Annotated in this window: 9 protein-coding genes; 8 read left to right on the top strand and 1 reads right to left on the bottom strand. The window is 55.9% G+C overall.

The annotated features are described in order from the left end of the window. Positions 1 to 48 precede the first annotated feature (48 nt). The 3 genes from NSQ24_RS20080 to NSQ24_RS20070 all read left to right on the top strand — a co-directional run bounded on the left by NSQ24_RS20080 (position 49) and on the right by NSQ24_RS20070 (position 3098). Positions 49 to 1014, top strand: a complete 966-nt coding sequence (locus tag NSQ24_RS20080) for a threonine/serine dehydratase (RefSeq protein WP_003388906.1) — start codon at positions 49 to 51, stop codon at positions 1012 to 1014. A 1-nt stretch (position 1015) separates the two neighbouring features. Further along, entirely contained in the window at positions 1016 to 2128 is a 1113-nt protein-coding gene (locus NSQ24_RS20075) for a dipeptide epimerase (RefSeq protein ID WP_171506424.1), read from the top strand. 85 nt (positions 2129 to 2213) lie between these two features. Further along, complete coding sequence (locus NSQ24_RS20070; RefSeq protein ID WP_003388908.1) at positions 2214 to 3098, top strand: LysR family transcriptional regulator; 885 nt, start codon at positions 2214 to 2216, stop codon at positions 3096 to 3098. 221 nt (positions 3099 to 3319) lie between these two features. Here NSQ24_RS20070 and NSQ24_RS20065 read toward each other — a convergent pair whose 3' ends face one another. Then, positions 3320 to 4135, bottom strand: coding sequence for an alpha/beta hydrolase (locus tag NSQ24_RS20065; protein WP_003388909.1), 816 nt, complete (start codon positions 4133 to 4135; stop codon positions 3320 to 3322). A 305-nt stretch (positions 4136 to 4440) separates the two neighbouring features. Between NSQ24_RS20065 and NSQ24_RS20060 the strand changes: the two genes are divergently transcribed. The 5 genes from NSQ24_RS20060 to NSQ24_RS20040 all read left to right on the top strand — a co-directional run bounded on the left by NSQ24_RS20060 (position 4441) and on the right by NSQ24_RS20040 (position 12442). Next, the gene (locus NSQ24_RS20060) at positions 4441 to 5619 is read left to right on the top strand and encodes an ROK family transcriptional regulator (RefSeq protein WP_003388910.1); all 1179 of its coding nucleotides are present in this window, start codon (positions 4441 to 4443) and stop codon (positions 5617 to 5619) included. A gap of 23 nt (positions 5620 to 5642) precedes the next feature. Continuing rightward, the gene (locus NSQ24_RS20055; RefSeq protein WP_024983899.1) at positions 5643 to 6767 is read left to right on the top strand and encodes an extracellular solute-binding protein; all 1125 of its coding nucleotides are present in this window, start codon (positions 5643 to 5645) and stop codon (positions 6765 to 6767) included. A gap of 123 nt (positions 6768 to 6890) precedes the next feature. Continuing rightward, a complete protein-coding gene (locus NSQ24_RS20050) occupies positions 6891 to 7967 on the top strand; it encodes an ABC transporter ATP-binding protein (protein ID WP_003388912.1) in 1077 nt (358 codons plus the stop codon). A 12-nt stretch (positions 7968 to 7979) separates the two neighbouring features. After that, positions 7980 to 9707 carry an iron ABC transporter permease gene (locus NSQ24_RS20045; protein WP_003388914.1) on the top strand — a complete coding sequence of 576 codons (1728 nt, stop codon included), beginning with the start codon at positions 7980 to 7982 and terminating at the stop codon, positions 9705 to 9707. Between the two features lie 185 nt (positions 9708 to 9892). After that, positions 9893 to 12442: an NEW3 domain-containing protein gene (locus NSQ24_RS20040; RefSeq protein ID WP_327925775.1), complete on the top strand. Its 2550-nt coding sequence runs from the start codon at positions 9893 to 9895 to the stop codon at positions 12440 to 12442. Positions 12443 to 12597 lie beyond the last annotated feature (155 nt).

The raw sequence follows: 12597 nt of genomic DNA, 5'->3' as shown, positions 1-12597 counted from the left end.
TCGCCCGGCCGTTTGCACAAGGAGTTTGCCTAAGGAGGTTTTTACAGGATGCTATCCGTTTCATTTTTCGATATTGTCAAAGCGCACAAGGATTTGCAGGGCCAAGTGACGAAGACGCCGCTGCTGCGTTCGGACGCTCTGTCCGGGGCAGCAGGCGCGGACGTGTGGCTCAAGCTGGAATGCTTGCAAAAAACAGGCTCGTTCAAAGTCAGGGGAGCGCTGAACAAAATCGCTTCCCTGAGCGAAGCAGAGCTGGCCAAAGGCGTTATCACCGCTTCTGCGGGAAACCATGCGCAGGGCGTAGCCTATGCCGCGTCCCTGAAAGGCGTATCCGCCCTGATCGTCGTGCCAAAGACGGCTCCGGAGACGAAAAAGGCCGGAATCAAGAAGTACGGAGCGGAACTGATCGTTCACGGAGACAACTACGATGAAGCAGAGGCGCATGCATACCAGCTAGCGGAGGAAACGGGCAGAACCTTCGTGCACGCATTTGAAGACGACCAAATCATCGCCGGTCAAGGGACGGTCGGACTGGAAGCGCTGCTGGAGGAGCCCGATTTCGATACGATCATCGTTCCGGCTGGCGGCGGAGGCCTGATCTGCGGGATCGCGACCGCAGCCAAGGCGATCAATCCCGCGGTGAAGGTGATCGGAATCCAGACCCATGCGTCGCCGCCGTGGTACTATTCGTTCCGGGAAGGACGCCTGGTCGATGTGGAGTACAGCGACTCGCTTGCTGACGGCCTGCACGGCGGCATTACCCAGGGCAACCTGGATCTGGCGCTGAAGATCGTGGACGACATACTCCTCGTCGAAGAAGAGCACGTCGCACAGGCCATGCACTGGCTGGCAAAAGAGCATCACCTGATGGTCGAAGGCTCGGGCGCAGTCGGCGTCGCAGCCCTGCTGCAAGGGGCCGTTTCGGGCATCGCGGGCAAAAAAGTGCTGACGATCGTCAGCGGCAGCAATGTGGACGCAGGCAAGCTGGCAAAGCTGATCGCGAGGTACGAATAGGATGACGCGGATTCGGTCCATCGACATTTACGCGATTGCGCTGCCGTTGATCCGCCCGTTTATCATCGCCTACGATACGTTCCGCGAGATGCCGACGATCCTGGTCCGGCTGGAGACAGACGAGGGAGTCGTAGGATACGGCGAGGCTACGCCGGACGAGCATGTGACAGGGGAGACCTACTGGAGCACAATCGAGGTCATCAAGCATCATCTGGGTCCGGCTGTGCTTGGAGAAAACCCGTTTTCCATCGAGCGGATTCACGACAGGATGAACCAGAAGGCAAAGGGAGTCCCGGCGGCCAAGGCAGCGATTGACATCGCCTGCCACGACCTGATGGGCAAGCTGGCGGGCCAGCCGCTCTACCGTTTGCTGGGCGGCCCTTCTCACGACGAGCTGGTCATTCCTTATGTCATGAGCATTCAGCCGCCGGAGGTCATGGCCCAAGAGGCCCAAGCGGCTGTCGCCGAAGGGTACGGAACCTTGAAGCTGAAGGTCGGGACGGACGTCGCCTCAGATGTTGCCCGGGTGCAGGCCGTACGCCAAGCAGTCGGGCCCGATATCAGGCTCCGGGTCGACGTCAACCAGGGCTGGGGGTACGCCGCCGAGACCTTGCAGGCGCTGAAGCATATGGAGGCGTTGGGCATCGACTGGATCGAGCAGCCGGTTCACGCCGACGACCTGGACGGCATGGCCGATATTCGCCGAAAGACGGCGATCCCCGTGATGGTTGACGAAGGACTTTTGGGAGACAAGGAGATGCGGCAGATCACCCAGAAAAATGCCGCAGACTGGATCAACATCAAGCTGATGAAATGCGGCGGTTTGTACCCGGCAGTGCGATTGAACCACCAGGCGGAAATGGCGGGAATCCGCGTGCAGATCGGTTCGATGGTGGAGTCGGCCGTCGCCACCGCGGCGGGAGCGCATCTTTCGCTGGCAAAGAAGAATATCTGGTCCAACGAGATGGTCGGCCCCCGGATGTTTGCCAAAGACGTGGCGGATTTCCCCGTTTTCGGCGACCGCATCCGGCTTGGCGAATCACCGGGGCTGGGAATAGCAGTAAACGAAGAGACTGTTGCGTCTTTGATGCGCATTCACGTGAAATTGGCATAGCATAAATGGGCTCCATCGGGTACACTTTGGGGAATAAGGAATGAGCGTTTGACGCCTTCCAATTCGGACAAAGCGAGTGTAGACGATGGAGCTTCGTAATTTAAGGACCTTTCAGGTCGTCGCCGAACATTTGAATTTGACCAAGGCAGCCGAGCATCTGGGCTACAGCCAGCCGACCATTACCCTGCAAATCAAGGCGCTGGAGAGGGAGCTGGGCCATTCGCTGTTGAACCGGGTGGGAAAGAAAACATTCCTCACCCCGGCAGGCAAGGTGGTCAGGCAGTATACGGAGCAGTTGTTTTCCGTCATGCAGCTGATGGAAGAAGAGCTGAACCACCTGAACAACCCCTTTGGCAATCTGGTTGTCGCCGCTCCTGAATTTTACTGCACCCAGTACATGCCGCACATGCTGAAGTCATATCTGGAAATGCATCCGCAGGTGAATCTGCAGGTCATTTCCTGCAGCAGCCAGGAGGCGCTGCGCAGGGTGAACAACCATGAAGCCGACATCGGCATCATCGCGGGAACATGCGATCTTTCGGATATTTATGCAAGTGTGGTGGATCTGGAGGAGTTCGCGCTGGTCGCTACGCCGGAAATGATTGCCGGGCGCAGCTTCTCCGAGGTGCTGGAGCAGTATCCGTTCCTGTCCTACCAGGAGGGCTGCAACCTCGACGGGTTTATCAGCCAGTGCCTGGCGGAGATCAACTACTCTCCCCAATCCGTCATCAAGTGCACGAGCGAAGAGACGATCAAGCGGTCGGTGCTCAATCACACAGGGGTCGCCTTTCTCAGTACCGCGCTCATCCAGGCGGAGCTGCGTTCCGGAGCGGTAGAGGAGCTGCACCGTTTTTCCCGGCGTGCCGAGACGTCGATTATTTGCCTGAAGCGGCGAAAGGACGAGGCGGCGATTGAGACCTTCGCCGAGCTGGTGACCGATGTGTGGCAAAGCGTTCGGGAAAATCAGTAGGGCTTCGTATAACGTAAAAGAGCATCTCATCCAGAGATGCTCTTTTCAGCGTCTTTGGGAGTGGGTTTTGGGGCGGGGCAAGGTAAGATCAGGTCAGGTAAGGTAAGCTAAGCTAAGTTAAGCTAAGCTAAGTTAAGCTAAGTTAAGCTAAGCTAAGTTAAGCTAAGTTAAGCTAAGCTAAGTTAAGCTAAGCTAAGCTAAGCACTGACAGCTAGCCTGTTTTACCGTAGTCCATCGAGAAAATCCCGCACTGCCCGATAGAAGCCATTCGGGTCATCAGAGTGGACACCGTGACCGCATTCTTCAAAAACTTCAAGCTTTGTATTGGGCCTGCGGGAAACCATAAGCTTGGCCTGATGAATATCCATGACAAAGCTTTTTTTTCCGTGAATAAGCAAAATGGGGCAAGTAGAGGACAGCCAGTCTTCCCACCAGACACCATTTATGTTTTGTGTAGAAATATTCATCCCTCTTAAGTCGGAGCGAAATCCCCAGCCCTGTTCATCCTCAAACACGCTTTCCGAAAAGTAATCAATGGCTCTAACCCCTGCGCGCTCCAATGATGCTCTCAGTTCCTCCAGTGACGCGGAACGGCTGGGGAGCTTTTCGGCAAAGGACATGTCGGCATTGATCTCGACACCGATGTCTTCCACAATAACGGCTCTGACGAGTTCAGGATAACGTGCAGCAAATTGATAGCCGTTTACTCCGCCTAAAGAATGCCCCAGTATGGTGACAGGCTGTCCGCCAAGCTCCGTGTCAATAAGGCTAAAAATATCATTCAGGTAGCTTTCTCTGGAGTAATCCAGATCGGGAGAGTGCTCACTCCAGCCATGTCCGCGTTGGTCCAAACCGATCACCCGCCAACCCTCGATTTTGGAGGCGAAGTCTGAGTAGGTTCTGGCATCGTTCATATGTCCGTGCAGCATCAGTAAAATTTCTTCACCCTCACCCCCGAAATCAAGGTATGAGAGCTTCATCTTTCCCGATTGAAAGTACTTTCTTGTTGGCAATTGATTGTCTTTTGCGTGAAGCATTTCCTTTCCTCCCTTTCCCATCCGAATTGAACGAAATTTGATGGCAAGTCAACTGTAACGGATAATAGTGACAACTTTTGTCATGATTTAAAAATTTGTGTACAGCTATTTGGCATATCGCTTGACTCTGCTTGATAACGAGAAATGTGCGATAACGTAAGAGCTCTTCCCTGCGATCCATGGAGCTGTTTTTGTCCCTACCGTCATATACATCTAAAGAGTTTGACTATTCAGCCTATGACAGGTATAATTTGGATAACTTTGTTAGTTAAATTAACTAACTCTTTGGTGGTGAATGGCAAAGCGTGCGTTCTTCAAAAAGAACAGGCAGCAGCAAGCTTGTCAAAAAGTGGAACAAGGAAGAGATATTGCAGCAGGTCATTTTGCATGGACAAATTTCCCGCGCCGACCTTTCCAAGGAGACGCAGCTCAGCCGTCCGTGTGTGTCGGCCCTCGTCGATGAAATGATTCAGGAAGGCCTCCTGCACGAGGTAGGCATGGGAGACTCGCGCGGCGGCCGCAAGCCGATTTTGCTCGAGTACAACTATCAGGCATACGCGATTGCCGGGGCTGTGTTCGAAGGCTCCACGCTGGATATGGCAGTAGCTGATCTGAAAGGACGGTTTTTGGGGCGTTATCAGAAGCGGCTGTCACAGCCTGGAAACGGGGAGCTGGTGATCGAGGATTTGGCCCAAGGGCTGGAGCGGCTGCTGGAGGAAAGCAGTCTTCCCGCTGACCGGCTGCTCGGGATCGGTGTCGGCCTGCCCGGCGTTACCCAGCGCGGGAGCGGTACGGTCAGCTTTTCGCCCAGCACAGGCTGGATGGGCTCGCCAATCCAGAAGACCATCGAGGAGCGCCTCGGGCTGCCTGTTATCATCGACAACGACGTAAACATGATGACCCTGGGTGAGTACGTCCGCGGCGTCGGGGTCGGCCACAGCACGGTCGTCTACATGTATGTAGGCACCGGGATCGGCTCCGGCATCATCCTGGACGGACAGTTTTACCGTGGGAGCCGGGAAGCGGCAGGGGAGATCGGCTTCATGATGATCGGTCCCGCCAATTCCAGAAAGGACGGAGCGTCGGGTGTTTTCGAGACGCATTATTCCGCTCCCGGCATCGCATGCAAGGCCAAGGGATTTCTCTCTGACCTTCAGGAAGGGTCGAGTGTCATAAAAGAGCTGATTCGGTACGCCGAGAAAGGACACGAGGAAGCCGTCCGACTTCTGGACGAAGTGTACCTCAACTGGGCATACGGAATAGCCAATATTGTCAGCATCCTGAACCCGGAGCTGTTGATCCTGAGCGGGGAGATGGTCCATATCGATGATAAAGGGGTGAAGCGGATTTCCGATTGGCTAAGTGAGTGGGTGCCCGTAGCGCCTCGTCTGGAGAAGGCTGCTCTTGGCGAACAGGCGGGCTTGATCGGTGCCGTCCACAGCGTTTTAGAGGCGTTCCCGTCCACGAGACTGCTGGACAGGTAACAGAAAAAAAGGGGGAGTTTGTTTTGAAACAGTCCAACAGCACACTGAAAAAATGGATGCGAGGCGTGTTTGCCAGCTCGCTGGCCCTGACGGTTGCGGCGTGCTCCGGCGGCGGACAGGAGGCGAAGCCGGCAGACAGCAACAATACTGGCGGGCAGCCGTCCGGCGAAGCGAAGCCTGCCGAACCGGAAGGCGACCAGAAGCTGATCATTTACACCGCACGCGACAAGAACATCTTCGAAATCGTCCTGCCCAAGTTCAATGAAAAGTATCCGAATATCGAAGTGGAGACGCTGGAGATGGGAGCGCAGCAGATTCTGGAACGCGTACGCGCCGAAAAAGCCAATCCGCAGGCCGATTTCTGGTGGGGCGGCACGCAGTCCGCTCTGAGCACGGCGGCGGATGAGGGCTTGCTGGAGCCTTACAAGCCGACGTTTGCCGACAAGATTCCGGATTTGTACAAGGACCCGCAGGATCGCTGGTATGGAGAAATGCTGCTGCCGGAGGTCATCATGTACAACTCCGAGGCGCTCAAGCCGGAGGAAGTTCCGCAAGACTGGGATGAGCTGATCGATCCCAAGTACAAGGATAAAATCGTAATCCGCAACGTTCTGCCATCGGGAACGATGAGGACCATCTACTCTGCCATGATCTACCGCCAAGGACCAGACACCCCGGAAAAAGGCTACGAGTGGCTTAAAAAGCTTGACGCCAACACCAAGGAATACACCCAGGACCCGACCAACCTCTACCTCAAGCTGGACCGCCAGGAAGGCGTCATCTCTCTGTGGAATCTGCAAGACGTACTGATTCAGAGCAAACAGAACAACCATCCATACGACTTCGTCTATCCAAAGAGCGGGGCACCGATCCTCGTAGACGGCGTCGGCTTGATCAAAGGCGCGAAAAACGCGGACGCGGCCAAGAAGTTTTACGAATTCCTGTTCAGTCCGGAAATTGCCGCCCAGCTTGCCAAGGAGCGCTTCCAGTTCCCGTCCCGCACGGACATCAACAAGGACGATCTGCCTGACTTCATGAAAAACCTCGAGCTGAAGCCGCTGGAGCTGGATTGGAAGGTCATGGCGGAAAAAGAAAAAGAATGGATGCAGCATTGGGACGAAAACATCAAAGGAAAAGGAAAGAAGTAACCGGTTTCACGGACAGCGACCAGACGGGGAGGCACACAAGTCGCTCCGTCTGGCTCTTGCATAGAGGTGGTCTTTATGCGATCACTTCCGGACCGGGCCCATTTTTTTTAGGGAGGACACCTGATGAGCAGCGTAACACTGGATCACGTACACAAGCGATTTGGAAAGGCCAAAGGGGTAGAAGATGTCCACATTCATATCGAATCAGGAGAATTCTTCACGTTTTTGGGCCCCAGCGGCTGCGGGAAGACGACTACCCTCAGAATGATCGCCGGCTTTTACTACCCGACGGAAGGGCGCATCTCGTTCGGCAGCCAGGATGTGACGATGCTGCCGCCCAACAAGCGCAATACCGGGATGGTTTTCCAAAACTACGCCCTGTTTCCGCATATGACGGTGTTTGAAAATATTGCCTTTGGCTTGCAGGTTCGAAAAATGGCGAAAGCCGACATCAAAGAACGCGTGGAGAGGATCATGAAGCTGGTCCGTCTCGATGGGTACGGAGAACGCCGGATCGACCAATTGTCTGGCGGACAGCAGCAGCGTGTCGCTCTCGCCCGTGCCCTCGTCATCGAGCCGCAAATCCTGCTGCTCGACGAACCGCTGTCCAACCTGGACGCGAAGCTGCGGGAAGAGACCCGTTATGAAATCAAGCGCCTGCAAATGGAGCTGGGCATCACCACCATTTACGTGACGCACGACCAGGCGGAGGCGATGTCGATGTCAGACCGCATCATGGTCATGAACAGCGGAGTGGTGCAGCAGATCGGCACGCCGCACGAGATCTACCACCGGCCGGTGAACCGCTTCGTCGCGTCCTTTATCGGCGAAACCAATCTGTGGGAAGCGACAGTGACAGGAATTGAGGGCCAAAACGTCTATGTGCAGGTGACGCCCGACATCTCCCTGTGCGGCTCCTTGCAGCAGGCATCCCCGCAGGTTCGTTTGGCGGTCGGAGAAAAGGTAGCGCTTTCGATTCGTCCCGAAGCGGTTCGGGAAAGTGCGGGAGCGGACGGTGAGAACGTGGTGAGAGGAACCGTGGCGCTTGCCGAGTTTACCGGTGCATGCGTCAACTACGTGACCAGCGTCGGACCCCACCAGTTGAGGAGCATGTTTATCAATGAAGGAAGCGCTGTCAAACAGCCCGGGGAGGCCATTTCCCTGCACATTCCAAAGAACAGCATCTATTTTGCCGGATAAGGAGGAAAAGCGATGAGAGCAGAGCTGCAGCCAGGATCGGCACCCGCAAGGCGAATGTCGTTTACCTCTTCGCCGGCATTTGTGTATGTACTGGTTTCGCCGCTGTTTTTGATCTTGCTGGCGTACGTCATTTACCCGCTCTGGGAAACGTTTGTCGCCAGCGTCCACATCGATGGCGAGACGACGTGGAAAAACTACGTCCGCTTCTTCAGTCTGGAGCATACGGCCAATCTGGAGGCGTTGTGGACCAGCATTTATATATCCGTCCTGAGCGTCATCAGTTGCGGAATTGTCGGAGTGACGATGGCTTTTTTGCTGGAGCGCTACGAATTTCCGGGGCGAAAAATCCTGTCGGTGCTTGCCTTGGTGCCGATGGCCCTGCCGCCGCTGATCGGGGTGCTCTCGTTTACGTTTTTGTACGGTGAGAGCGGCATTTTCCCACGGGCGTTCAAGGAATTGTTCGGCCTGGCCCAAGTGCCGTTTTCCTTGAAAGGGATCTGGGGTGTTGTCGTCGTTCACACCTTTACGATGTACACGTATTTCTTCATGACCGCGTCGGCGGCGATCAAGGGGCTTGACCCGTCTCTGGAGGAAGCAGCCGCAAGCCTTGGGGCAGGGCGTTTTACCGTTTGGCGGAGAGTCATTTTGCCGATGCTCACCCCTGCGCTGGTCGCCTCGTCCCTGCTGGTGTTCATGATTTCGATGGCGTCCTACACGGCCCCGCTCATCTTCGGAATCGACCGGACGATGACGATGCAAATATATCTCTCCCGAACGAATGGAGACCTGGACATGGCGGCGGCGCAATCGACGATTTTGTCGATCGTGTCGGTAGCCTTCCTCCTGTTGATGCGCTGGTATCAGGGAGCGCGGAATTATCAAAACCAGAGCAAGGGCGTCAGCGTGCACAGAACGGAAATCAAAAGCAAGACAGGCCGCTATATCTCGATCGTGCTGGCTTTTATCGGCATCGTCATCCTGATGCTGCCCATTTTGGTGCTCGTTTTGATTTCCTTCTCCGTGGACGGCACGTGGACGGTCCAGATATTGCCGCCAAAGTATACGGTGGATCATTATCTCGACTTGTTTACCGACAAGAAAACCTGGCGTCCGATCATGAACAGCTTGGAGCTGAGCGCGATTGCCACAATCGGGATCGTCCTGTTCGGGGTGGCGGCAGCCTATGCGATGGTAAGGCTGCGTTTTCGCGGAAAGACATTGCTGGACGTCCTGATTATGCTGCCCTGGGCACTGCCTGGGACGGTCGTGGCGGTCAACCTGATCGCAGCCTTCAGCGAGCCGACCGTGTTCAGCTTCAACCAGGTGTTGATCGGCACCTTCTGGATTATCCCGCTTGCCTACTTTGTCCGCCATCTGCCGCTCGTGTTCCGTTCGACGTCGGCTACGCTGATGCAGATGGACCCGTCTGTCGAAGAGGCGGCGCGAAACCTGGGGGCTACGTGGTGGTACAGCTTCCGGCGGGTTGTCTTTCCGATGGCGTTCGGCGGGATACTGGCCGGGACCTTGCTCGCGTTTGTCCAGTGTATCGGCGAGTTCGTGGCATCTATTCTGATCTTTACCCCGCGGACTACGCCTCTTTCCGTGGCGATTTTCCAAAAGATGTACTCCTTTGAATTCGGTACGGCATGTGCATACGGCGTCTTGCAAATCGTCGTGATCATCATCGTGCTGTTCGTCTCCAGAAAACTGACCGGCGACAAGGCGGGAACGGCGGTTTAAACAGGCAAGATGCCTAGCAAGTCCGCCGTCAACTGTTGGCGCTTTGATTACTCGTGCATTTCCGTTTTGCTTCTATGGGTCAATCCGTGGCGACAGCATGAACTCCCCTGCATGAAGGCCATGATTGATAATGCAGGAATTTCCTGCAGATAGATCATCTTACAGAGGAAATGGAGGAGGGTTCATTGAAAAAGGGGACTTTTGCCAAGCTGTTTTCCGTCACTACAGCCGTCGCGCTGGCCGGCAGTCTCGTCCTGCCGCTGGCGCCCCAGACCGCTCATGCCGACCGCGGTGTCGTCGACCTGTGGAAAGCGATCAAGCCGCTGACCACGATTGCCAGCGCCATGAACACAGGCGCGCATCCCGACGACGAGCACAGCGCAATGCTGGCGTACCTGTCGCTGGGCAAGGGAGTGGACACGTCCAGCATCATCGCCAATCGCGGCGAAGGCGGACAGAACGAGATCGGCAGCGAGCTGGGCAATGCGCTCGGCATCATCCGCACGAGGGAGCTGCAGGAGGCGTCCAAGGTCACCAATGTGACGCTGGGCATCCTCAGCGAACAGATTGATGATCCCGTCTACGATTTCGGCTTCTCCAAAAGCCCGGACGAGACCCTTTCCAAATGGGGAGAAGAGGAGGTCTATGAACGGCTGATCCGGAAAATCCGGGAGCTGAGACCTGACGTAGTCATTCCCGCTTTCCTGAACGAGCCTTCTACGCACGGACATCATCGCGCCATCAATGTCATCACGGTCAGAGCGTTTGAGGACGCAGCCGACCCGAGCGTGTTTCCCGAGCATCTGGCCCAGGGGCTTTCGCCGTGGCAGGTCAAAAAGCTGTACGTCCCGGCGTCGGCAAAGGACTATGACGTCAGAGTGCCTGTAGGCGAGTATGACGAGATTTACGGAGCCTCGTATCTGCAACTGGGCGAGGAATCCCGGTTTATGCACAAGAGCCAGGGGATGGGGCGGCACTATGATGAAGGCCCGAGCTACAATTACTACAAGCTGGAAAAGTCGGTCGTCCCGGAGAATACAGGGAACACAGCAAAGGAAAAAGAACCCGATTTCTTTGAAGGCATTGCCTATACATTTGACGATCTTGCCGAGGAAGTGAAGAAAGCCGCAGGCGGTGGCAAGCTGGCAGCGGAGCTGTCCGCGCTGCAAAAGGATGCCGACCGGGTGATCGCCGCCTATCCGAGCTTCGCCAGGGTGGCAGAAGAAGTCCACGCGATGCTGGCCGACGTCAGGAAAACAAAGGCGGTTGTGGAGGCATCCGGTCTGGAGCGTGCAGTGAAGCAGGATGTGCTGCATCGGCTGGAGGTAAAAGAAAACCAGCTCAGCAAAGCGAGTGCGGAAGCGTTGTCGCTCGTAGCCAAGGTGCGCCCGGAGACGGGCGAGCTGGTCGCGGGACAGACGGCCAAAGTAACCGTAACGGCTTATAATGGCGGCCAGGTGAAATGGAGTCAGGTGAAGCTGAGCTTGCATGTCCCGGAAGGATGGAAGGCGCGGGCAACAGGTCCGACCAGCGTAAACGGTCTCGGATATAACCAGACGGCAAAAGCCGAATTCGAGGTGACGGTGCCAAGCAACGCGTCTTTGTTCCAGCCGTATCAAGAGCCTTTGATCACGGCGGATGTTGCGGTCACTGCCTTTGAAACGGCTTCTGTCACTCACGTCGTTCCTGCTGACGCGGTGGCCGTGCTGCCCGGCTTTGCCCTGTCGGTCAGCCCGGGCGCGACCGTGCTGAATACGCTCAAGCCGGAAGAGCCGATCTCGGTCAAGGTGACAGTCAAAAACTACAATCCGGGAGCAGCCAATTCCGCCATTTCGCTGGAGCTGCCGGATGGCTGGTCTGCTGAACCGAAGTCCGTGCCTGTTTCCTTCGCGGCCAAAGGTGAGACCAAATCGGCAGCGTTTACGGTGAAGCCGGGATCTTCGGTAAAGCCGGGCCAATACAAGGTAACGGCTGTCGCCCGCGGAAACGGAAAGGAAAGCCGCCAAGGCGCCCAGGTGATCCGCTATCCGCATATCGGCACCACATACTTTGTCCAACCGGCAGAGGTTGCGATCCAGGCCTTTGATCTGAACGTGCCGGAGGGCTTGAAGGTCGGGTACGTCTCCAGCGGCTTTGACAACATCGACCAATACTTGCGCCAAGTCGGGGTGGACGTCGTTTCGCTCAGCGCCAAAGACATCGAATCGGGCGATCTGAGTCAGTACGATTCGATCGTGCTGGGCATCCGCGCCTACGGATTCCGGCCGGAGCTGATTCCGAGCAATGCCCGCCTGCTCAAATACGTGGAGGACGGAGGCAACCTGGTGGTGCAGTACCACAAGCCGGAAGACAAATGGAAGCCGGAGCTGGCGCCGTATCCGATCACCATCGGGACGCCGCTGATCCAATGGCGCGTGACGGACGAGAATTCCAAAGTGACGATGCTGGCGCCTGAGCATCCGATCTTCAACACGCCCAACAAAATCACGGACGAAGACTGGAATCATTGGATTCAGGACCGTTCCGCCTACAATCCGTCCAAATGGGCGAAGGAATATGTGGAGCTGATCAAAAACGGCGATCCGGGCGAGAAGGAGTTTACCGGTACGTTCCTCACCGCCACATACGGAAAAGGGACGTATACGTACAGCTCGCTCGTCTGGTACCGTGAAATACCTGCGCTGGTGCCGGGGGCGATCCGGCTGTTTGTCAACATGGCCAGTCTGAAGCAATAAATATACAGCAAGCGATCGCAAAGAAAATGCGGGATACCCGACGCAGACAAGAAAGGCGAGAGAAGCGGGAGGCTGCCGTTTGCCGGCTGTCCTCCCTGTTTCCAGCCTTGGGGAAGCTTTAACCGAAGAACGTATATCCTCTAAAAAATAAAGAA

Origin of the sequence: Brevibacillus sp. FSL L8-0520, from assembly GCF_037963895.1 — a bacterium.
Taxonomy (GTDB): domain Bacteria; phylum Bacillota; class Bacilli; order Brevibacillales; family Brevibacillaceae; genus Brevibacillus; species Brevibacillus borstelensis.
The sequence above is the reverse complement of the archived record's forward strand: the minus strand, read 5'-3'. Positions and strand labels throughout refer to the sequence as shown.

Coding starts and splice junctions, on each gene's coding strand:
- NSQ24_RS20080 (WP_003388906.1), top strand. CDS start 49: ATGCTATCCGTTTCATTTTTCGATATTGTCAAAGCGCACAAGGATTTG.
- NSQ24_RS20075 (WP_171506424.1), top strand. CDS start 1,016: ATGACGCGGATTCGGTCCATCGACATTTACGCGATTGCGCTGCCGTTG.
- NSQ24_RS20070 (WP_003388908.1), top strand. CDS start 2,214: ATGGAGCTTCGTAATTTAAGGACCTTTCAGGTCGTCGCCGAACATTTG.
- NSQ24_RS20065 (WP_003388909.1), bottom strand. CDS start 4,135: ATGCTTCACGCAAAAGACAATCAATTGCCAACAAGAAAGTACTTTCAA.
- NSQ24_RS20050 (WP_003388912.1), top strand. CDS start 6,891: ATGAGCAGCGTAACACTGGATCACGTACACAAGCGATTTGGAAAGGCC.
- NSQ24_RS20045 (WP_003388914.1), top strand. CDS start 7,980: ATGAGAGCAGAGCTGCAGCCAGGATCGGCACCCGCAAGGCGAATGTCG.